Below are 20,715 nucleotides of genomic sequence, written 5' to 3'. Positions count from 1 at the left end.
CGCCCATGATGATCAGCACGCCACCCGAGTCCCAGGACAGCCCGCACGCTGACGCGGCGGGTGGACGTGCGCATTTCCTGCAGGTGTTCTTGTCCCAGCGTTCGCAGATGGAAGCCTTGGTGAGTCGCCGCGTGGGCTGCCGCGCCACGGCGGCCGACCTGGTGCAGGATCTGTTCCTGCGTTTCTGGCGCCGGCCCTTGGTGCAGGTCGAGGAGCTCAGCACTTACCTGCTGCGTTGCGCCGGCAACATCGCCATCGACCACCTGCGCAGCGAAGGCGCGCGGGTACGCAGCAGTGAAGGCTGGCTGCCTGAACAGCAAGACAACCAAGGCTCCGAACCCCAGGCGGCACTGGAAGCCGGCAATGACCTGCGCCATGTCGAAGCTGCCTTGCGCAGCCTGCCGGAGCGTACGCGGCAGATTTTCCTGCTCAACCGCATCCACGGCCGCAAGTACGCAGAAATCGCCAAGGCCATGGGCCTGTCCCAAAGTGCCGTGGAAAAACATATGATGCGTGCCCTCGAAGCCTGCAAAGCCAGCCTTCGCGAACCATCGCCAGGGAAAGCACCGTGAACGTCACTCCTACGCCCGCCCAGGAACAAGCCGCACTGGCCTGGTTGAGCCTGCTGCATGACCAGCCCAGCAGTGGCGACCAGGCCACTTTCAGCCAGTGGTTGCGGGCAGATCCGGCGCACGTCGAGGCCTATTCCCAGGCCCAGGTGTTGTGGGAGTTGAGCGAAGTGCCAGCGCGCAAGCTGGCGGACGAAAATTCGTTGGTGTTGCAGGGCTACCTCAATGCCATGAACGCCCCGAAACGCTCGCGGGTGGCGCGTTGGTCCGGCGCCTTGGCGATGGCTGCGTGCCTGCTGTTGATGGTGTCCATGGGCGCCGGCTGGCAGCCGTCACGCTGGATCGATGATTTCGGGGCCGACTATGTGACCGCGCCGGGTGAAGTCAAAACCGTCACGCTGGCGGATAATTCCCAAGTCACCCTCGATGCCGACAGTGCGATTGCCGTGGACTTCAGCCATGGCGAGCGGCACATCCAGCTGCGTCGAGGCGCCGGTTTTTTCAGCGTGACCCACACCGGGCAATCCTTTGTGGTGGAGGCGGGCAGCGGTGAAGCGCGGGTGCTGGGGACGCAATTCGAAGTGCGCCTGCAACCGGCAGGCGCTCAGGTAACGGTGTTGTCCGGGCGGGTTGGCGTGACGCCCTCCAAGCAAGGTGCGCAGCAAATTCTTACGGCGGGACAGCAAGTGGCCTACGTAGACGGCGTTGCTGACCCTCTGCACGCGGTGGACAGCGAATCACGCCTGGCCTGGCGCGACGGTTGGCTCAATTACTACAAGGCGCCGTTGGCGGACGTGGTCAAGGACCTGGAGCGTTACTACCCAGGCCGCATTCTGTTGCTCAACGAAGCGATGGGCGCCAAGCGCGTCAGCGGCAGTTTCCCGAGCAAGGACCCGCAGGCGGTGTTGAATGCCTTGCAGGCCGTGCTTGGCTTTGAGTTGCACACAGTATTGGGACGGATGATCGTGGTGCGCTGATTATTTCAGCGCCGCCATGATCGTCTCGGGGTTGTAATCGCGAATCAGCGTGCCGTTCACGTCTACAAACGGAATCCCGCCCCCGCCCAACGCCTCATACGCCTTGCGCGCCTGGGCGTCCTTCTCTATATCGAACGCCTGGTAGGGGATACCCTTCTGGTCCAGAAAGCGGCGGATCTGCTTGCAGTAACCGCACCACTCGGTGGCATAAAGCACCACACGCGCTGAAGCACGTACCTGCTCCGGCGCCACCTGTGAAGGGTTGAACACCCGCTCGATCTTGCCCCAGTTCTGGATCACCACCACGACCAGCAACACCAGCAGGACTTTCTTGAAAACCCCGCCGAGCATCAGTTACGGCGCTTGAGCTGATCGGTCAGTTGAGTCGGTAGACCCTTGATGATCAAGGTGCCGGCAGCTTCGTCGTACTCGATCTTGTCGCCCAGCAGGTGCGCTTCGAAGCTGATGGACAAGCCTTCGGCACGGCCGGTGAAGCGGCGGAACTGGTTGAGGGTGCGCTTGTCCGCCGGGATTTCCGGCGACAGGCCGTAGTCCTTGTTGCGGATGTGGTCGTAGAACGCCTTAGGCCGATCTTCATCGATCAACCCTGACAATTCTTCCAGCCCCATCGGTTCACCGAGCTTGGCCTGGCTGCTGGCGTAATCCACCAAAGTCTTGGTTTTCTCGCGGGCGGATTCGTCCGGCAGGTCTTCGCTTTCGACAAAGTCACTGAACGCCTTGAGCAGGGTACGGGTCTCGCCCGGGCCGTCGACGCCTTCCTGGCAGCCGATGAAGTCGCGGAAGTATTCCGAGACCTTCTTGCCGTTCTTGCCCTTGATAAACGAGATGTACTGCTTGGACTGCTTGTTGTTTTGCCACTCGGACACGTTGATGCGGGCCGCCAGGTGCAATTGACCGAGGTCCAGGTGGCGCGACGGGGTCACGTCCAGCTCGTCGGTCACCGCCACGCCTTCGCTGTGGTGCAGCAGGGCGATGGCCAGGTAATCGGTCATGCCTTGCTGGTAGTGGGCGAACAGCACATGGCCGCCGGTGGAGAGGTTGGACTCCTCCATCAGCTTCTGCAGATGCTCGACCGCCGTACGGCTGAAGGTGGTGAAATCCTGACCACCGTCGAAATACTCCTTCAACCAGCCGCTGAACGGGTGCGCGCCGGATTCGGCATGGAAGAAACCCCAGGCCTTGCCTTGTTTGGCGTTATAGCTCTCGTTGAGGTCGGCAAGCATGTTCTCGATGGCGGCCGACTCGGCAAGCTCGGAGTCGCGGGCGTGGAGAACTGCAGGTGTGCCGTCGGGTTTTTTGTCGATCAGGTGGACGATGCAATGACGGATCGGCATAGGCTTCTCGGCTGGTTGAGCGGGGAGCGGTGGGCCTCCCCGAAAAGTCGCCAAGTGTACCGCACCATTGGCCGAGACGGGCTTCGAAGGGTGTTTTGGGCGCCGTCCGACGGGCCATATGCCTTTTTTTCACGGTTTAGAGCGATAAAGCTGACCAAATGGGTAGGTAGAAGCGGATATTTCCCCGTCTCTGTGCTAGTTTTGCCCCGTCTTACGCCAAGTCTCGGCGATAAGCGTGCATTCAGCATCTGTCAGGTCGAACCAATCCCCGTTTCAAGCATCTATAACCCCGATCTCCGTGGTTATAGCCGGGGGTGCCAGGCCTAGACGGTCGGGCTCGACGGCTGACACTGCACTCTGCAATCCATATGAATTTGATAGGGAAGGAACACCACAATGGCTATTACTAAAGACCAACTGATCGCTGACCTGGCTGAAGCAGTAGACGCACCGAAAACCACCGTGCGCGCTCTGCTGGACCAACTGAGCCAAGTTGTTGCTGACCAGCTGGAAAACGGCGGCGAAATCACTCTGCCAGGCGTTGGCAAACTGAAAGTGACCGAGCGTCCTGCCCGTACTGGCCGTAACCCTTCGACTGGCGCTGCCATCGAAATCGCTGCCAAGAAAGTTATCAAGCTGGTTGTGGCCAAAGGCCTGACCGACGCTGTTAACAAGTAAGACGCAGCAAAAAAAACCGTGCTCCGGAGCGATCCGGGCACGGTTTTTTGTTGCCTGCGATTTGTCAGTCGCGAACCCAGCGCTGGCGCCAGATCTGTTGTTCGTTTTTGGTTTGGAAGGTCCACGCCACAAATCGGCTTTGTTTCTGGCCCTGGGACATTTCCACGACCTGGCTTTCCAGGACACCGGCCTTTTTCAGGGCGGTCTCGATGGCGGGCAAGTTCGATGCTTTTGACACCAGGGTGCTGAACCACAACACCTTGTGGGCAAAATGCGCGCTCTCGGCGATCAGTTGCGTTACAAAACGCGCTTCACCGCCTTCACACCACAGCTCGGCCGATTGGCCGCCGAAGTTCAGCACCGGCAACTTGCGCTTCGGATCGGCCTTGCCCAGGGCGCGCCACTTGCGTTCGCTGCCTTTGGTCGCTTCCTCCATGGACGCATGGAACGGCGGGTTGCACATGGTCAGGTCAAAACGCTCGCCCGGCTCCAGCAGGCCCAGCAGGATCTGCTTGGGATTGCTCTGCTGGCGCAGCTGGATGACCTTGCTCAGGTCATTGGACTGCACGATGGCCTTGGCGGCGGCCACGGCGATAGGGTCGACTTCCGAGCCCAGGAAATTCCAGCGGTATTCCATGTAGCCAATCAGCGGGTAGACGCAGTTGGCGCCCATGCCGATGTCCAGCACCTTGACGATAGAACCGCGCGGGATCTTGCCATCGTTGGTGCTGGCCAGCAGGTCAGCCAGGAAGTGTACGTAGTCCGCACGCCCCGGTACCGGTGGGCACAGGTAGTCCTGCGGGATGTCCCAGTGCTGGATGCCATAGAAGGCTTTCAGCAGCGCTCGGTTGAACACCCGCACCGCATCCGGGCTGGCGAAGTCGATACTTTCCTTGCCGTACGGGTTGATGATCACGAATTTCGCCAGTTCCGGCGTGGTCTTGATCAGCGCCGGGAAGTCGTAACGGCCTGTGTGGCGGTTGCGCGGGTGCAGGGTCGCCTCTTTACGCGGCGCGACGGGCTTGGCCGGGGCGGCGGTTTTGGGCTTCTTGCGTGGAGGCTTGGGCGTGCTGGGGGCGGTCATGATGATTCTGGTGTTGGCTCAAAGTGGTGGGCATTGTCCCACATTCTCCGGCGACTTACGGCAGGCATAAAAAAAGAGACCCGAAGGTCTCTTTTTTCACACGGTTTACACCTTACAGGCTGGAAATCCGCGCATGTTGCTCTGCCAGCTTGCCCAGGGCCTGTTCAGCCTCGGCCAGCTTGGCGCGTTCTTTCTCGATCACTTCAGCCGGTGCCTTGTCGACGAAGGCCGCGTTGGACAGCTTGCCGCCCACGCGTTGCACTTCGCCTTGCAGGCGGCCGATTTCCTTGTCGAGACGCGCCAGTTCGGCATCTTTGTCGATCAAGCCGGCCATCGGCACCAGCACTTCCATTTCGCCAACCAGTGCGGTGGCGGACAGCGGTGCTTCTGCGCCGGGCGCCAATACGGTGATCGACTCCAGCTTCGCCAACTTCTTGAGCAGCGCATCGTTCTCGGTAAGACGACGCTGGTCTTCAGTACTGGCGTTCTTCACAAACACCGCCAATGGCTTGCCCGGCCCGATGTTCATCTCGGCACGGATGTTGCGCGTGCCCATCATCAGGGTCTTGAGCCATTCGATATCGCTTTCGGCTGCCTCATCGATGCGCGCTTCATTGGCCACTGGCCAAGGCTGCAGCATGATGGTCTTGCCTTCGATACCGGCCAGCGGCGCCAGGCGCTGCCAGATTTCTTCGGTGATGAACGGCATGAACGGGTGTGCCAAACGCAGCGCCACTTCCAGTACGCGCACCAGGGTGCGACGGGTGCCGCGCTGGCGTTCGACCGGCGCGTTTTCGTCCCACAAGACTGGCTTGGACAGTTCCAGGTACCAGTCGCAATACTGGTTCCAGATGAACTCGTACAAAGCCTGTGCGGCCAGGTCGAAACGGAACTGGTCGAGCTGACGGGTCACTTCGGCTTCGGTGCGTTGCAGCTGCGAAATGATCCAGCGGTCGGCCAGGCTCAGCTCGACGGCTTCGCCGTTCTGGCCGCAGTCTTCGCCCTTGTCCAGCACGTAGCGCGCCGCGTTCCAGATCTTGTTGCAGAAGTTGCGATAGCCTTCGACGCGGCCCATGTCGAACTTGATGTCGCGACCCGTGGACGCCAGCGAGCAGAAGGTGAAGCGCAGGGCGTCGGTGCCGTAGCTGGCGATGCCGTCGGCGAATTCGTCGCGGGTCTGCTTCTCGATCTTCTTCGCCAGTTTCGGCTGCATCAGGCCCGAGGTGCGTTTTTGCACCAGGGTTTCCAGGTCGATGCCGTCGATGATGTCCAGTGGGTCCAGCACGTTGCCCTTGGACTTGGACATCTTCTGGCCCTGGCCATCACGCACCAGGCCGTGCACGTACACGGTCTTGAACGGTACTTGCGGCGTGCCATCCTCGTTCTTCACCAAGTGCATGGTCAGCATGATCATCCGGGCAACCCAGAAGAAAATGATGTCGAAACCGGTAACCAGCACGTCGGTGGAATGGAATTTCTTCAGGAATTCGGTCTGCTGCGGCCAGCCCAGGGTGGAGAAGGTCCACAGGCCCGAGCTGAACCAGGTATCCAGTACGTCGTTGTCCTGTTGCAGCGCAATGTCGGCACCGAGGTTGTGCTTGGCGCGCACTTCGGCTTCGTCGCGGCCTACATAGACCTTGCCCGACTCGTCGTACCAGGCCGGAATGCGGTGGCCCCACCACAACTGACGGCTGATGCACCAATCCTGGATGTCACGCATCCACGAGAAATACATGTTTTCGTACTGTTTCGGCACGAATTGGATGCGGCCATCTTCCACGGCGGCGATGGCAGGTTCTGCCAACGGCTTGGTGGACACGTACCACTGGTCGGTCAACCACGGCTCGATCACGGTGCCGGAACGGTCGCCTTTCGGCACTTTAAGGCCGTGGTCGTCAACGCTCACCAGCAAACCTGCGGCGTCGAAGGCGGCCACGATCTGCTTGCGTGCTTCGAAACGGTCAAGGCCGGCGTATTCGGCCGGGATCTTGCCGTCGATGCTCTCGTTCAGCGTACCGTCCAGGTTAAACACCTGGCAGGCTGGCAGTACGGCGGCGTTTTTGTCGAAGATATTCAGCAGCGGCAGGTTATGGCGCTTGCCGACTTCGTAGTCGTTGAAATCGTGGGCCGGGGTGATTTTCACGCAGCCGGTGCCGAATTCAGGGTCGCAGTAGTCGTCCGCGATAATCGGGATGCGGCGGCCGACCAATGGCAGCTCGACGAACTTGCCGATCAGCGCCTGGTAGCGCTCGTCGTTCGGGTTAACCGCGACGGCGGCATCGCCGAGCATGGTTTCCGGACGGGTGGTGGCGACGATCAGGTAGTCGTTGCCTTCAGCGGTCTTGGCGCCGTCGGCCAGCGGGTACTTGAGGTTCCACAGGAAACCTTTCTCGTCGTGGTTTTCCACTTCGAGGTCGGAAATTGCCGTGTGCAACTTGGTGTCCCAGTTGACCAGGCGCTTGCCGCGGTAGATCAGGCCGTCTTCATGCAGGCGCACGAAGGCTTCTTTCACGGCTTCCGACAGACCGTCGTCCATGGTGAAGCGCTCGCGGCTCCAGTCAACGGACGAGCCCAGGCGACGGATCTGACGGCTGATGTTGCCGCCGGACTGGTCTTTCCATTCCCAGATCTTTTCCAGGAATTTCTCGCGGCCCAGGTCATGACGGCTCTGGCCGGTGGCTTCGAGTTGGCGTTCCACCAGCATCTGGGTGGCGATACCGGCGTGGTCGGTACCCGGTTGCCACAGGGTGTTGCGGCCCTGCATGCGGCGGAAACGAATCAACGCATCCATGATCGCATTATTGAAGCCATGGCCCATGTGCAGGCTGCCAGTGACGTTCGGTGGCGGAATCATGATGGTGTAGGAATCGCCCGCGCCTTGCGGGGCGAAATAATTCTCGGATTCCCAGGTGTTGTACCAGGAAGTTTCGATGGCGTGCGGCTGGTAGGTCTTATCCATGCGCGGCGGGACCCTAGTTGGCATTTATTCAGGAAAGCCGGCAAGTATAACGGGGGATAGGGGAGAGGGGTAGGAGCGAGCAAAATCGCTCCTGATAGGACTTATGACTGGTATTGGCTCAACAACCGCTCCATCCGCGCATCCAGCCGGCGCTTGATCTCGGTCTCGATATGCGGGGCAAAGTCGTCGATCACGTCTTGCATGATCAACTGCGCGGCGGCGCGCAGTTCGTTGTCCAGGTGCAGCAGCAAGGCGTCTGGCCCTTTTTCAGCAGCGGCAGGTTCGACGGCGGGGGCTACCGCAACCGGCTCCGGCGCGACGGGTTTGCCGCCGACCATGTCGAACAACAGCGGAATCTGTACCTCGCCCTCGACCGTCTCGGTCAACAGCGGCGGTTGCAAGTCATCATCACCGAGCAACTGACGGATCGACTCCAGGTCGTCCAGCAGGTGGTCGTCTTTTTTTATAGGGTTGGGATTGTCCATCATGTACTCAAAGTCGTTGTAGCCGGTGATCTTGCAGAGGATAGCCCTGTTCGCGGTAGAAACGGAAACTCTCCCGCGCGGCCTGACGAATCGCCGGGTCTTCCACCACCACTTCCGCCACACGGGCGAAGGCCTTGGCGAACGGCGGTACTTTCAGGTCCAGGTTGACCAGCAGGTCCTGGTGATCGCCACAACTGTCGCCTAAACCCAGGACAACCAGGCCGTCGGGTTCGGACTCGGCGGGGCCGTGAGGCACGAAACTTTCGCCCTTGAAGCGCCACAGTCGGGCATCCAGCTCGTCGCGTTGGGCGGCATCGCTGCAATGCAGGTAGATGCGGTGGCCCATGCGCCAGGCTTTTTCGGTGAGTTTGCAGGCAAAGTCCAGGCGCGCGAGCGGGTCGGCGCTGGGCAATATATAGAAGTCGACTTGGGTCATTGCGGTTCCTGAGGCCGGGGCGGTGAGACAATCACCACCCCGGCGTCTTCAGTTTCAGGCCTTGGCGCGATCCAGCAGGTACTGGGTCAGCAGGGGAACCGGACGGCCGGTTGCGCCCTTGTCCTTGCCGCCACTGGTCCAGGCCGTGCCGGCGATGTCCAGGTGTGCCCAGTTGAAGTTCTTGGCAAAGCGCGACAGGAAGCAGGCCGCAGTGATGGTGCCGGCTTTCGGGCCGCCGATGTTGGCGATGTCGGCGAACGGGCTGTCCAGCTGTTCCTGGTACTCATCGAACAGCGGCAGTTGCCAGGCACGGTCGTCGGCGGCTTTGCCGGCGCTGAGCAGTTGCTCGATCAGCTCATCGCTGTTGCCCAGCAGGCCCGAGGTGTGGGAGCCCAGGGCGACGATGCAGGCGCCGGTCAGGGTGGCGATGTCGATCACCGCCTGTGGCTTGAAGCGCTCGGCGTAGGTCAGGGCATCGCACAGCACCAGGCGGCCTTCGGCGTCGGTGTTGAGGATTTCGACGGTCTGGCCGCTCAGGGTGGTGACGATGTCGCCCGGACGGGTCGCGCCGCCGCTCGGCATGTTCTCGGCACAGGCCAGGATGCACACCAGGTTGATCGGCAGCTTGAGTTCCAGCACGGCGCGCAGGGTGCCGAACACGCTGGCGGCGCCGCCCATGTCGTACTTCATTTCGTCCATGCCCAAGCCCGGCTTGAGGCTGATGCCGCCGGTGTCAAAGGTGATGCCTTTACCGACCAGGGCGTAAGGCTTCTCGGACTTCTTGCCGCCGTTGTATTGCATCACGATCAGGCGAGGCGGCTGGTCGCTGCCCTGGCCCACGGCATAGAACGAGCCCATGCCCAGTTCCTTGATCTTCTTCTCGTCCAGCACTTCGACCTTCAGGCCCTTGAACTCTTTGCCCAGCGCCTTGGCTTGTTCGCCGAGGAACGTCGGGTGGCAGATGTTCGGCGGCAGGTTGCCCAGGTCACGGGTAAACGACATGCCGTTGGCGATGGCGGTCGCGTGGGTTACGGCGCGCTCGACTTCAGCCTGGGCGGCCTTGATGGTCAGCAGGGTGATTTTCTTCAGGGCGCGGGGTTCGGCCTTGGTGCTCTTGAACTGGTCGAAAAGGTAGCCGCCGTCCACCAGGCTCTCGGCCAGCAGGCGGGTCTTGCCGTAGCTGTCACGGCCTTTGACCACGACTTCATCGAGTGCCAGCGCGGCGTCGGTGCCGCCCAGGCCCTTGAGGGTGGTGAGGATGCCGCTGACGATTTTGCGGAACGGACGGTCGCCCAGTTCAGCGTCCTTGCCCACGCCTACCAGCAATACGCGGTCGGCTTTCAGGTTGGGCAGGCTCTGCAACAGCAGGCTCTGGCCGACTTTGCCGGCCAGGTCGCCGCGCTTGAGCACTGCGCTGATGGCGCCGCCGCTGAGTTCGTCGAGTTGCTTGGCGGCAACGCCGAGCTTGCGGCCTTCGCCGATGGCGACCACGAGGGTGGCGGTTTTCAACGTTTCGGGGCTAACGCTTTTTACAACCAATTCCATTTTCGGGTCCCTTATAAAGGTCGGTTAGCCAGGAGTCTGTACTCCGGCTTTAATACCAGGCAGCTGTGTAAACCGCCGGCGACAAAGGCCGCAGTTTGAACCTCGCCGGCGGAGCCTGACAACCCTTGTCACCCGCTTTGTGCACGTGCATGAGCAAGCTCCGTGACAGGCGCGGTCAATCACAGGATAATGCGCCATCTTTTTAGCCGGCCCGTGCAAGCGGGCTGACTCGGTATGCTTGCTTGTTTGGCCGCCTTAGCCTGACAACCCTGGAGTGTCTGGTTTGATCGTCTTCCGTTATCTGTCCCGCGAAGTCCTGTTGACCCTGAGTGCCGTGAGTGCGGTTTTGCTGGTCATCATCATGAGTGGTCGTTTCGTCAAATACCTGGCCCAGGCTGCCTCCGGCGCACTGGATCCGGGCTCGCTGTTCCTGATCATGGGCTTTCGCCTGCCGGGCTTCCTGCAGCTGATCTTGCCGCTCGGCCTGTTCCTCGGGATCCTGCTGGCCTACGGCCGCCTTTACCTCGAAAGCGAAATGACCGTGCTCTCGGCCACCGGCATGAGCCAACAGCGCCTGTTGGGCATGACCATGATCCCGGCCGCCGGCGTCGCGCTGATCGTGGCCTGGCTGAGCCTGAGCCTGGCCCCCCAGGGCGCCATGCAGTTTCAGTTGGTACTGAATAAACAGGACGCGATGACCGAGTTCGACACCCTCGAGCCGGGCCGCTTCCAGGCGCTCAATGACGGTTCACGGGTGACCTACACCGAAACCCTGACCGACGACCGCGCCAACCTGGGCGGCGTGTTCATCTCCGAGAAGCGCCTGGGCCAGGACAAGAAGGACCGTGGCATTTCCGTACTGGTGGCCGATTCCGGTCGCCAGGAAGTGCGTCCTGACGGCAGTCGCTACCTGATCCTGGAAAATGGCTATCGCTACGATGGCAGTCCGGGCATGGCCGATTACCGTGCGATCAAATACGACACCTATGGCGTGATGCTGGCCCGTCCGGATATCAGCGACGAAGTCACCGACCGCGACGCCATCCCGACCACCGAGCTGTTCGGCAGCAAGGAGCTGCGCTCGATTGCCGAGCTGCAATGGCGGATTTCCCTGCCGCTGCTGGTGTTTATCGTGACCTTGATGGCGGTGCCGCTGTCGCGCGTCAACCCGCGTCAGGGCCGCTTCCTCAAGCTGTTGCCGGCGATCCTGCTGTACATGGCTTACCTCACCATTCTGATTTCCGCCCGTGGTTCCCTGGAGAAGGGCAAGCTGTCGCCAACCCTGGGCTTGTGGTGGGTGCACGGGATCTTCCTGGTGATTGGCCTGGGCCTGCTCTATTGGGAACCGATCCGTTTGAAAATGATGAGCCGTCGTGGCCAGAAGGAGTTGGCTCGTGGCTAAGCTCGATCGCTACATTGGTAGCAGCGTACTGATCGCCATTCTGGCGGTGTTGGGCATCATCCTCGGCTTGGCATCGTTGTTCGCCTTCATCGATGAAGTGGGTAACGTCACCGACACCTACACCGTGTGGGACGTGCTGAGCTACGTGGCCCTCACCGCGCCGCGCCGCCTCTACGACATGATGCCGATGGCCGCTCTGATCGGCTGCCTGATCGGCCTGGGCAGCCTGGCCAGCAACAGCGAACTGACCATCATGCGCGCCGCCGGCGTGTCCATCGGTCGTATCGTCTGGGCGGTCATGAAGCCCATGCTGCTGCTGATGGCGTGCAGCGTGCTGATCGGTGAATACGTCGCGCCGCCGGCCGAAACCACGGCCCAGGCCAATCGTGCCCTGGCCCAGGGTTCGGGCGACGCACAAAGCTCCAAGCACGGCCTGTGGCACCGCCAGGGTGATGAATTCATCCACATCAACGCCGTGCAGCCGGGTGGCCTGTTGATTGGTGTAACGCGTTACACCTTTGACAAAGAACGCCACCTGCTGTCGTCGAGTTTCGCCAAACGTGCGCAATACAGTGGCGAAAAGTGGCAGCTGAGCGACATTACCACTACGTATTTCCGCAACATCGACAAAGGCTCAAACGCCAGCACCGAAGTGATCAATGTGCCGAGCGAAGAGTGGGACATCGCCCTTAAGCCGCAATTGCTCAATACCGTGGTGATGATCCCGGAAAGCCTGCCGATCTCCGGGCTGTGGGGTTACATCCACTACTTGAAGGACCAGGGTTTGAACAACGGTCGCTACTGGCTGGCATTTTGGGTCAAGGTGTTGCAGCCGGTGGTGACGGCCGCGTTGGTGCTGATGGCGATTTCCTTCATCTTCGGCCCATTGCGTTCCGTGACCCTCGGTCAGCGCGTATTCACCGGCGTGCTGGTGGGCTTCACCTTCCGCATCGCCCAGGACCTGCTTGGCCCGTCGAGCCTGGTGTTTGGCTTTTCGCCGCTGTTTGCGGTGCTGGTGCCCACGGCCATCTGTGCCCTGGCCGGCTTCTGGCTACTGCGCCGGGCGGGCTGATTGCGCGCTTATGAACAAAAAATGCCCCGGTCGAGAGATCGGGGCATTTTTGTTCTGGTCAGCAAAGATGACGTCTGGCCCGAGCATCAGGTACAATTCCCGGCTATTTTTCAGCGGGCAATCTGCCTGCAGCCTTTTTGAGTGTTGATCCGTGAGTGATTTGAGTCATATCCGCAATTTCTCCATCATCGCCCACATTGACCATGGTAAGTCGACGCTGGCCGATCGATTCATCCAGATGTGCGGCGGCCTTGCCGAGCGTGAAATGGAAGCCCAGGTCCTGGACTCCATGGACCTCGAACGCGAGCGCGGGATCACCATTAAGGCCCACAGCGTCACCCTGTACTACACCGCCAAAGACGGTATCAAGTACCAGCTGAACTTCATTGACACCCCTGGCCACGTTGACTTCACCTACGAAGTCAGCCGCTCGCTGGCTGCCTGTGAAGGTGCGTTGCTGGTGGTGGACGCGGGCCAGGGCGTTGAAGCCCAGTCCGTCGCCAACTGCTACACGGCCATCGAGCAGGGCCTTGAAGTGATGCCGGTGCTGAACAAGATCGACTTGCCACAAGCCGATCCGGACCGCGTCAAAGAAGAAATCGAGAAAATCATCGGCATTGACGCCACCGACGCCGTCGAGTGCAGCGCCAAGACCGGCCTGGGCGTCGACGAAGTGCTTGAGCGCCTGGTCAAGACCATTCCTGCGCCAACCGGCAACTACGAAGATCCGCTGCAAGCGTTGATCATCGACTCTTGGTTCGACAACTACCTGGGCGTTGTTTCCCTGGTCCGCGTGCGCCATGGCCGTGTGAAGAAAGGCGACAAGATCCTGGTCAAGTCCACCGGCAAGATCCACCTGGTGGACAGCGTCGGTGTCTTCAACCCCAAGCACACCGCTACCACTGATCTGAAAGCCGGCGAAGTAGGCTTCATCATTGCCGGTATCAAGGACATCCACGGTGCGCCAGTCGGTGACACCCTGACCTTGAGCTCCACCCCTGACGTCGACGTGCTGCCGGGCTTCAAGCGCATCCAGCCGCAAGTCTACGCCGGCCTGTTCCCGGTCAGCTCCGACGACTTCGAAGACTTCCGCGAAGCCCTGCAAAAGCTGACCCTCAACGACTCGTCGTTGCAGTACACCCCGGAAAGCTCCGACGCCCTGGGCTTCGGCTTCCGTTGCGGCTTCCTCGGCATGCTGCACATGGAGATCATCCAGGAGCGCCTCGAGCGTGAATACGACCTGGACCTGATCACCACCGCGCCGACGGTTATTTTCGAGTTGGCGCTGAAAACCGGTGAAACGATTTACGTCGACAACCCGTCCAAGCTTCCAGACCTGTCTTCCATCGAAGACATGCGCGAACCGATCGTGCGCGCCAATATTCTTGTGCCGCAGGAACACCTGGGCAACGTCATTACCCTGTGTATCGAAAAGCGTGGCGTACAGCACGACATGCTGTTCCTCGGTACCCAGGTGCAAGTGACCTACGATTTGCCGATGAACGAAGTGGTGCTGGACTTCTTCGACCGTCTCAAATCCACCAGTCGCGGCTATGCTTCGCTGGATTACCATTTCGACCGTTACCAATCGGCTAATCTGGTGAAACTGGATGTGCTGATCAACGGCGACAAGGTCGATGCCCTGGCACTCATCGTGCACAAGGACAACGCGCACTACAAAGGTCGCCAGTTGACCGAAAAGATGAAAGAACTGATTCCGCGCCAGATGTTCGACGTCGCGATCCAGGCCGCCATTGGCGGGCAGATCATTGCACGGACCTCCGTCAAGGCACTCAGAAAGAACGTACTGGCCAAATGCTACGGCGGTGACGTAAGCCGTAAGCGCAAGCTGCTTGAGAAGCAAAAGGCCGGTAAAAAACGCATGAAGCAAGTAGGTAACGTGGAAATTCCACAAGAAGCCTTCCTTGCGGTGCTCAGGTTGGATAGTTAGGTCCTATGTCGCTAAATTTCCCGCTGTTGCTGGTCATCGCCGTTGCCGTTTGCGGTCTCTTGGCGTTGCTCGATCTGGTGTTCTTCGCCCCGCGTCGGCGGGCGGCTATCGCGTCCTATCAGGGCAGCGTCAGCCAGCCCGATGGCGTGGTGATCGAGAAACTGAACAAAGAGCCGTTGCTGGTTGAGTACGGCAAGTCGTTCTTCCCGGTGTTGTTCATCGTGCTGGTGCTGCGTTCGTTCCTGGTAGAGCCGTTTCAGATCCCGTCGGGGTCGATGAAACCTACCCTGGACGTCGGCGACTTCATCCTGGTGAACAAGTTTTCCTACGGGATCCGCCTGCCGGTGATCGACAAGAAGGTCATCGAAGTCGGTGACCCGCAGCGCGGCGATGTGATGGTGTTCCGCTACCCGAGCGACCCGAACGTCAACTACATCAAGCGTGTGGTTGGCCTGCCGGGCGATGTGATCCGCTACACCAGCGACAAGCGCCTGTTCATCAATGGTGAGTCGGTGGCCGAGAAACTGATCGGCTCCGAGCCGAACAGTTTGGGCAGCGCCGAGTTGTACCAGGAAAAACTCGGTACGGTAGAGCACGAAATCCGCAAGGAAATGAGCCGCTACCGTGCCCAGCCTGACGGCCAGTGGACAGTGCCGGCCGGGCACTACTTCATGATGGGCGACAACCGCGACAACTCCAATGACAGCCGGTACTGGGATGACCCCAACATTCCCAAGGACCTGCTGGGCATGGTTCCCGACCAGAATATCGTCGGCAAGGCCTTCGCGGTCTGGATGAGCTGGCCGGAACCCAAACTCAGCCACCTGCCGAACTTCTCGCGGGTCGGGCTGATCAAGTAATACAGGCGGCGCTGTGAACACAGCGCCGAATGCTTTTCTGGGGTGGGGACAAATCTGTCCTGCCTCATGCTGTACCAACCAGGATTTGAATTTGAACACTGCGTCAATCGTCGATGGCCGCCGGTGCCACCAAACAGATATGGGTAAACCGTGACCGTTTCTCTAAGTCGTCTCGAGCGTCAGCTCGGCTACACCTTCAAGGATCAGGAATTGATGGTCCTTGCCCTCACACACCGCAGCTTTGCAGGGCGCAACAACGAGCGCCTGGAATTCCTCGGTGATGCCATCCTCAATTTCGTCGCCGGTGAAGCGCTGTTCGAACGCTTCCCCCAAGCCCGTGAAGGCCAGCTTTCGCGCCTGCGCGCACGCCTGGTGAAGGGCGAGACCCTGGCGGTGCTGGCCCGTGGCTTCGGCCTGGGCGAGTACCTGCGCCTGGGGTCCGGTGAGCTGAAGAGCGGCGGTTTCCGCCGTGAGTCGATCCTGGCCGACGCCCTCGAAGCGCTGATCGGTGCCATCTACCTCGATGCAGGCATGGAAGCAGCCAAGGAGCGCGTCACCGCGTGGCTGACCTCCGAGATTGAAAGCCTCACGCTGGTCGACACCAACAAAGACCCCAAGACCCGCCTGCAGGAATTCCTGCAGTCCCGTGGTTGCGAACTGCCACGCTACGAAGTGGTGGATATCCAGGGTGAGCCCCATTGCCGCGTGTTCTTCGTGGAATGTGAAATCACCTTACTGAACGAAAAAAGCCGAGGTCAGGGTGTGAGCCGTCGCATTGCCGAACAGGTAGCGGCCGCTGCAGCACTGATTGCCCTGGGCGTGGAGAATGGCCATGACTGATTCAACCGCAACACGCTGTGGCTATGTTGCCATCGTCGGCCGCCCGAACGTGGGCAAGTCCACGCTGCTGAACCACATCCTCGGCCAAAAGCTCGCGATCACCTCGCGCAAGCCGCAGACCACCCGCCACAACATGCTGGGCATCAAGACCGAAGGCACCGTGCAAGCGGTCTACGTCGACACCCCAGGCATGCATAAAGGTGGCGAGAAAGCCCTGAACCGCTACATGAACAAGACCGCTTCGGCGGCGTTGAAAGACGTCGACGTGGTGATCTTCGTGGTTGACCGCACCAAGTGGACCGACGAAGACCAGATGGTCCTGGAACGTGTGCAGTACGTCACCGGCCCGCTGATCGTCGCGTTGAACAAGACCGACCGCATCGAAGACAAAGCCGAATTGATGCCGCACCTGAGCTGGCTGCAGGAACAACTGCCGAACGCGCAGATCATCCCGATCTCCGCCCAGCACGGCCACAATCTGGATGCCTTGGAGCGCGTGATCGCCGAGCACCTGCCGGAAAACGAGCATTTCTTCCCGGAAGATCAGATCACCGACCGCAGCAGCCGTTTCCTCGCCGCCGAACTGGTGCGCGAGAAAATCATGCGCCAGATGGGCGCCGAGCTGCCGTACCAGATCACCGTCGAAATTGAAGAGTTCAAGCAGCAGGGCAAGACCTTGCACATCCATGCGCTGATCCTCGTCGAACGTGACGGCCAGAAGAAAATCATCATTGGCGACAAGGGCGAACGCATCAAGCGTATCGGCACCGAAGCGCGCAAGGACATGGAATTGCTGTTCGACTCCAAGATCATGCTCAACCTGTGGGTGAAGGTGAAGGGTGGTTGGTCCGATGATGAGCGTGCATTGCGCTCCCTGGGCTACGGCGACCTCTAACACACCGCGGAACCTCTGTGTGAGCGGGCTTATGTGGGAGCTGGCTTGCCTGCGATAGCGGTGGTGAATTCACTACAGCTTTCGCGGGCAAGCCCGCTCCCACATTGGTTGGTCGCTGTTCTTAAGTTCTGCGAAGAGACTCCCATGTCCCAATCCCCGCCCCCCAGCCAACTCGCCTACGTCCTGCACAGCCGCGCCTACCGTGAGACCAGCGCCCTGGTAGACTTCCTCACGCCCCAAGGCCGCTTGCGCGCGGTCTTGCGTAGCGCACGGGGCAAGGCGGGCACATTGGCACGGCCATTCGTGGCCCTGGACGTGGAGTTTCGCGGCAAGGGCGAGCTGAAGAACGTCGGTCGCATGGAAAGCGTCGGCACGTCCGCCTGGCTCAATGGCGAGGCGCTGTTCAGTGGTCTCTACCTCAATGAGCTGTTGATCCGCCTGCTTCCTGCCGAAGACCCGCACCCGGCTGTCTTCGATCACTACGCCGCCACCTTGCTGGCCCTGGCCGAAGGGCGCCCTCTGGAACCACTGCTGCGCGCCTTCGAATGGCGCCTGCTCGACGACCTGGGTTACGGTTTCGAACTGGCCAACGACCTGCACGGCGACCCCATCGCGGCCGACGGCATGTACCGTCTGCAGGTCGACGCCGGCCTGGAGCGCGTCTACCTGCTGCAACCGGGCCTGTTCCAGGGCACCGAGCTGCTGGCCATGAGCGAAGCCGACTGGACCGCTCCCGGCGCCTTGTCTGCCGCCAAGCGCCTGATGCGCCAGGCCCTGGCCGTGCACTTGGGCGGACGGCCGCTGGTCAGTCGCGAGTTGTTTCGAAAGCCCTGACAACCCCGTGTATGCTGTGCAGCGTTTCTTTCCCTTTTCAGGAGCGCTTCCGTGACCACCAGCAATCGCATTCTTCTTGGCGTCAACATCGACCACGTCGCTACCCTGCGCCAGGCCCGGGGCACCCGTTACCCTGACCCGGTCAAGGCCGCGCTGGACGCCGAAGAAGCGGGCGCCGACGGCATCACCGTGCACCTGCGCGAAGACCGCCGCCACATCCAGGAGCGTGACGTGCTGGTGCTCAAGGAAGTACTGCAAACCCGCATGAACTTCGAAATGGGCGTCACCGAGGAAATGATGCAGTTCGCCGAGCGCATCCGCCCGGCGCACATTTGCCTGGTGCCGGAAACCCGTCAGGAACTGACCACCGAAGGCGGTCTCGATGTGGCCGGCCAGGAAGCGCGGATCAAGGCCGCCGTGGAGCGCCTGTCGAAGATCGGCAGCGAAGTGTCGCTGTTCATCGACGCTGACGAGCGCCAGATCGAAGCCTCGCGCCGTGTCGGTGCACCGGCCATTGAACTGCACACCGGGCGTTACGCCGATGCCACCACGCCCACCGAAGTGGCCGACGAACTGCAACGTATCATCGACGGCGTGAGCTGCGGCCTCAAGGAAGGCTTGATCGTCAACGCCGGTCACGGCCTGCACTACCACAACGTCGAAGCCGTGGCCGCGATCAAGGGCATCAATGAGTTGAACATCGGCCATGCGCTGGTGGCGCACGCGCTGTTCGTCGGTTTCAAGGGTGCCGTGGCCGAGATGAAAGCCCTGATCCTGGCGGCCACCAAGGCCTGATCCGCCTACTGCGGCAATGCGAAGCCTTACTGTTTAGCCAGGGCAGGTGTATCGTATCTGCCCTTTGCAGGCCCTGGGCCTGCGGCCGATACGTGAGGTTGTTGTGTCCCGATCCTTTTCCCGTCGACAAATCCTGGGTGGTCTTGCAGGCCTGGCCGTAGTAGGCGTCGGTGCCGGTGGCGCCTACCGCTACTGGCTGGGGAAAGTTGCCGAGGCCGAGGCGGGGCATGACTACGAGCTGATCGCCGCGCCCCGGGAGGTGGAACTGGTGCCGGGCCATAAGACCGAAGCCTGGGCGTTCGGTCCGTCAGCGCCGGGCACCGAGTTGCGGGTGCGCCAGGGCGAATGGCTGCGGGTGCGTTTTATCAACCACTTGCCGGTCGCCACCACCATCCATTGGCATGGCATCCGCCTGCCGCTGGAAATGGACGGCGTGCCCTACGTCTCGCAGTTGCCGGTACTGCCCGGTGAGTATTTCGATTACAAATTCCGTGTGCCCGACGCCGGCAGCTACTGGTATCACCCCCACGTGAACAGCAGCGAAGAACTCGGCCGTGGCCTGGTCGGCCCGCTGATCATCGAAGAGCGCGAACCCACCGGTTTCAAACACGAACGCACGCTTAGCCTGAAGAGCTGGCATGTGGACGAAGAGGGCGCTTTCGTGGCCTTCAGCGTTCCTCGTGAGGCGGCACGCGGCGGCACGGCCGGGCGGTTGTCGACGATCAATGGCGTGTCCCAGGCAGTCGTCGATTTGCCCGCCGGACAGATTACTCGCGTGCGTCTGCTCAACCTCGACAACACCCTGACCTATCGCATCAACATTCCGGATGTCGAGGCGCAGATCTACGCGTTGGACGGCAACCCCATCGAGCCGCGCCCGCTGGGCAAGGAATACTGGTTGGGCCCCGGCATGCGCATCTGCCTGGCGATCAAGGCACCGCCGGCCGGCGAAGAGCTGTCGATCCGCAACGGCCCGGTACGCCTGGGTACCTTCCGTTCGGTGGCCAACGCCGATGCGCCGACCGAATGGCCGCCAGCGCTGCCGGCCAACCCGATTGCCGAGCCGGACCTGGCCAATGCGGAGAAACTCAACTTCAATTTCGAGTGGGTCGGCACGGTGTCCGTGGATGACGGGAAACCACCAAGCCTGTGGCAGATCAACGGCAAGGCCTGGGACATCACCGACAAGACCTGTGCCGACCGCCCGATCGCCAAGCTGGAAAAGGGCAAGAGTTACATTTTCGAATTGAAGAACATGACCCAGTACCAACACCCGATTCACCTGCACGGCATGAGCTTCAAGGTGATCGCCTCGAACCGACACAAGGTGATCCCATACTTCACCGACACCTACCTGCTGGGTAAAAACGAGCGCGCCCGCGTAGCGTTGGTAGCGGATAACCCAGGGGTGTGGATGTTCCACTGCCACGTGATCGACCACATGGAAACCGGCCTGATGGCCGCCATCGAGGTGGCGTGATGCGCCAGTTTCGTCCCACTGCGATCATCGACCGCAGCCGCGACCAGGATTTCATGCGCGAAGCCCTGGCCCTGGCTGCCCAAGGCGCGGCATTGGGTGAAGTGCCCGTCGGTGCGGTGCTGGTGCAAGACGGCGAAATCATCGGCCGTGGCTTCAACTGCCCCATCAGTGGCAACGACCCCAGCGCCCACGCCGAAATGGTCGCCATCCGCGCCGCCGCGCAAGCCATCAGCAACTACCGCCTGGTGGGCAGCACGCTGTATGTGACGCTGGAGCCGTGCAGCATGTGCGCGGGGCTGATCGTGCATTCGCGGATTGCGCGCGTGGTGTACGGCGCGCTGGAACCCAAAGCGGGGATCGTGCAAAGCCAGGGGCAGTTTTTTACCCAGGGCTTTCTCAATCATAAGGTGCTGTTTGAAGGGGGGGTGTTGGCCGAGGAATGCGGGACGGTCTTGAGTGAGTTCTTCAAGGCGCGAAGAGCCAAGCCGTCCCTTTGAG

Annotated in this window: 20 protein-coding genes; 13 read left to right on the top strand and 7 right to left on the bottom strand. The window is 61.0% G+C overall.

The genetic code is table 11. From position 1 onward, the window contains the following. The first annotated feature begins 5 nt into the window (after window positions 1-5). The gene (locus tag H096_RS27430) at window positions 6-572 is read left to right on the top strand and encodes an RNA polymerase sigma factor (RefSeq protein ID WP_033902459.1); all 567 of its coding nucleotides are present in this window, start codon (window positions 6-8) and stop codon (window positions 570-572) included. Beyond that, window positions 569-1,546, top strand: coding sequence for a FecR family protein (locus H096_RS27425; RefSeq protein WP_033902458.1), 978 nt, complete (start codon window positions 569-571; stop codon window positions 1,544-1,546). Before H096_RS27430 ends, H096_RS27425 begins: the two co-directional genes overlap by 4 nt. Here the strand turns inward: H096_RS27425 and H096_RS27420 are convergent, their stop codons facing one another. Together H096_RS27420 and yejK are read right to left on the bottom strand one after the other, a co-directional pair. Further along, entirely contained in the window at window positions 1,547-1,897 is a 351-nt protein-coding gene (locus tag H096_RS27420; RefSeq protein WP_033902457.1) for a glutaredoxin family protein, read from the bottom strand. Continuing rightward, on the bottom strand, window positions 1,897-2,901 hold the full coding sequence (gene yejK / locus H096_RS27415) for a nucleoid-associated protein YejK (RefSeq protein WP_010212893.1): 1,005 nt from the start codon (window positions 2,899-2,901) through the stop codon (window positions 1,897-1,899). The genes H096_RS27420 and yejK overlap by 1 nt, the downstream gene beginning before the upstream one ends. Window positions 2,902-3,297: 396 nt before the next feature. Between yejK and H096_RS27410 the strand changes: the two genes are divergently transcribed. Further along, the gene (locus tag H096_RS27410; protein WP_003188840.1) at window positions 3,298-3,579 is read left to right on the top strand and encodes an HU family DNA-binding protein; all 282 of its coding nucleotides are present in this window, start codon (window positions 3,298-3,300) and stop codon (window positions 3,577-3,579) included. A gap of 64 nt (window positions 3,580-3,643) precedes the next feature. On the opposite strand, the gene rlmF is transcribed toward H096_RS27410, so the two are convergent. From rlmF to H096_RS27385, 5 genes are all read right to left on the bottom strand, one after another. Then, entirely contained in the window at window positions 3,644-4,663 is a 1,020-nt protein-coding gene (gene rlmF, locus H096_RS27405) for a 23S rRNA (adenine(1618)-N(6))-methyltransferase RlmF (protein ID WP_033902456.1), read from the bottom strand. Window positions 4,664-4,775: 112 nt separating this feature from the next. Then, window positions 4,776-7,622: a valine--tRNA ligase gene (locus H096_RS27400; protein WP_033902455.1), complete on the bottom strand. Its 2,847-nt coding sequence runs from the start codon at window positions 7,620-7,622 to the stop codon at window positions 4,776-4,778. A gap of 101 nt (window positions 7,623-7,723) precedes the next feature. Further along, window positions 7,724-8,107, bottom strand: coding sequence for a hypothetical protein (locus H096_RS27395; RefSeq protein ID WP_033902454.1), 384 nt, complete (start codon window positions 8,105-8,107; stop codon window positions 7,724-7,726). A 7-nt stretch (window positions 8,108-8,114) separates the two neighbouring features. Further along, a complete protein-coding gene (locus H096_RS27390; RefSeq protein WP_033902453.1) occupies window positions 8,115-8,543 on the bottom strand; it encodes a DNA polymerase III subunit chi in 429 nt (142 codons plus the stop codon). Window positions 8,544-8,597: 54 nt separating this feature from the next. Continuing rightward, window positions 8,598-10,088 (bottom strand): leucyl aminopeptidase, encoded by a 1,491-nt coding sequence (locus tag H096_RS27385; protein WP_033902452.1) that lies wholly within the window; start codon window positions 10,086-10,088, stop codon window positions 8,598-8,600. Between the two features lie 283 nt (window positions 10,089-10,371). On the opposite strand from H096_RS27385, the gene lptF reads away from it, so the two are divergent. The 10 genes from lptF to tadA all read left to right on the top strand — a co-directional run bounded on the left by lptF (window position 10,372) and on the right by tadA (window position 20,714). Continuing rightward, window positions 10,372-11,490, top strand: coding sequence for an LPS export ABC transporter permease LptF (gene lptF / locus H096_RS27380; protein ID WP_028618984.1), 1,119 nt, complete (start codon window positions 10,372-10,374; stop codon window positions 11,488-11,490). Beyond that, window positions 11,483-12,562, top strand: a complete 1,080-nt coding sequence (lptG, locus tag H096_RS27375; RefSeq protein ID WP_033902451.1) for an LPS export ABC transporter permease LptG — start codon at window positions 11,483-11,485, stop codon at window positions 12,560-12,562. The genes lptF and lptG overlap by 8 nt, the downstream gene beginning before the upstream one ends. A gap of 151 nt (window positions 12,563-12,713) precedes the next feature. After that, window positions 12,714-14,513: a translation elongation factor 4 gene (gene lepA / locus H096_RS27370; protein ID WP_003210439.1), complete on the top strand. Its 1,800-nt coding sequence runs from the start codon at window positions 12,714-12,716 to the stop codon at window positions 14,511-14,513. Window positions 14,514-14,518: 5 nt separating this feature from the next. Continuing rightward, complete coding sequence (gene lepB, locus H096_RS27365; RefSeq protein ID WP_033902450.1) at window positions 14,519-15,373, top strand: signal peptidase I; 855 nt, start codon at window positions 14,519-14,521, stop codon at window positions 15,371-15,373. Window positions 15,374-15,523: 150 nt separating this feature from the next. Beyond that, on the top strand, window positions 15,524-16,213 hold the full coding sequence (rnc, locus tag H096_RS27360; protein ID WP_033902449.1) for a ribonuclease III: 690 nt from the start codon (window positions 15,524-15,526) through the stop codon (window positions 16,211-16,213). After that, entirely contained in the window at window positions 16,206-17,108 is a 903-nt protein-coding gene (era, locus tag H096_RS27355; RefSeq protein ID WP_033902448.1) for a GTPase Era, read from the top strand. Before rnc ends, era begins: the two co-directional genes overlap by 8 nt. Before the next feature lie 144 nt (window positions 17,109-17,252). Beyond that, window positions 17,253-17,942 (top strand): DNA repair protein RecO, encoded by a 690-nt coding sequence (recO, locus tag H096_RS27350; protein WP_016978272.1) that lies wholly within the window; start codon window positions 17,253-17,255, stop codon window positions 17,940-17,942. A gap of 51 nt (window positions 17,943-17,993) precedes the next feature. After that, complete coding sequence (gene pdxJ / locus H096_RS27345; protein ID WP_033902447.1) at window positions 17,994-18,737, top strand: pyridoxine 5'-phosphate synthase; 744 nt, start codon at window positions 17,994-17,996, stop codon at window positions 18,735-18,737. Between the two features lie 103 nt (window positions 18,738-18,840). Beyond that, window positions 18,841-20,217 (top strand): multicopper oxidase family protein, encoded by a 1,377-nt coding sequence (locus H096_RS27340; protein ID WP_033902503.1) that lies wholly within the window; start codon window positions 18,841-18,843, stop codon window positions 20,215-20,217. Next, window positions 20,217-20,714 carry a tRNA adenosine(34) deaminase TadA gene (tadA, locus tag H096_RS27335; RefSeq protein ID WP_033902446.1) on the top strand — a complete coding sequence of 166 codons (498 nt, stop codon included), beginning with the start codon at window positions 20,217-20,219 and terminating at the stop codon, window positions 20,712-20,714. The genes H096_RS27340 and tadA overlap by 1 nt, the downstream gene beginning before the upstream one ends. Window position 20,715 lies beyond the last annotated feature (1 nt).

Origin of the sequence: Pseudomonas sp. FH1 (assembly GCF_000510895.2) — a bacterium.
GTDB lineage: Bacteria > Pseudomonadota > Gammaproteobacteria > Pseudomonadales > Pseudomonadaceae > Aquipseudomonas > Aquipseudomonas azotoformans_A.
Note: the sequence above shows the minus strand (reverse complement) of the source record. Positions and strands in the feature narration are given on the sequence as shown.

Excerpts from the sequence above, each read along its gene's own strand:
- H096_RS27430 (WP_033902459.1), top strand. The coding sequence starts at position 6 with ATGATGATCAGCACGCCACCCGAGTCCCAGGACAGCCCGCACGCTGAC.
- H096_RS27390 (WP_033902453.1), bottom strand. The coding sequence starts at position 8,543 with ATGACCCAAGTCGACTTCTATATATTGCCCAGCGCCGACCCGCTCGCG.
- H096_RS27395 (WP_033902454.1), bottom strand. The coding sequence starts at position 8,107 with ATGGACAATCCCAACCCTATAAAAAAAGACGACCACCTGCTGGACGAC.
- yejK (WP_010212893.1), bottom strand. The coding sequence starts at position 2,901 with ATGCCGATCCGTCATTGCATCGTCCACCTGATCGACAAAAAACCCGAC.
- H096_RS27385 (WP_033902452.1), bottom strand. The coding sequence starts at position 10,088 with ATGGAATTGGTTGTAAAAAGCGTTAGCCCCGAAACGTTGAAAACCGCC.
- recO (WP_016978272.1), top strand. The coding sequence starts at position 17,253 with ATGTCCCAATCCCCGCCCCCCAGCCAACTCGCCTACGTCCTGCACAGC.
- tadA (WP_033902446.1), top strand. The coding sequence starts at position 20,217 with ATGCGCCAGTTTCGTCCCACTGCGATCATCGACCGCAGCCGCGACCAG.
- era (WP_033902448.1), top strand. The coding sequence starts at position 16,206 with ATGACTGATTCAACCGCAACACGCTGTGGCTATGTTGCCATCGTCGGC.
- H096_RS27420 (WP_033902457.1), bottom strand. The coding sequence starts at position 1,897 with ATGCTCGGCGGGGTTTTCAAGAAAGTCCTGCTGGTGTTGCTGGTCGTG.
- H096_RS27400 (WP_033902455.1), bottom strand. The coding sequence starts at position 7,622 with ATGGATAAGACCTACCAGCCGCACGCCATCGAAACTTCCTGGTACAAC.
- lepB (WP_033902450.1), top strand. The coding sequence starts at position 14,519 with ATGTCGCTAAATTTCCCGCTGTTGCTGGTCATCGCCGTTGCCGTTTGC.
- rlmF (WP_033902456.1), bottom strand. The coding sequence starts at position 4,663 with ATGACCGCCCCCAGCACGCCCAAGCCTCCACGCAAGAAGCCCAAAACC.
- H096_RS27410 (WP_003188840.1), top strand. The coding sequence starts at position 3,298 with ATGGCTATTACTAAAGACCAACTGATCGCTGACCTGGCTGAAGCAGTA.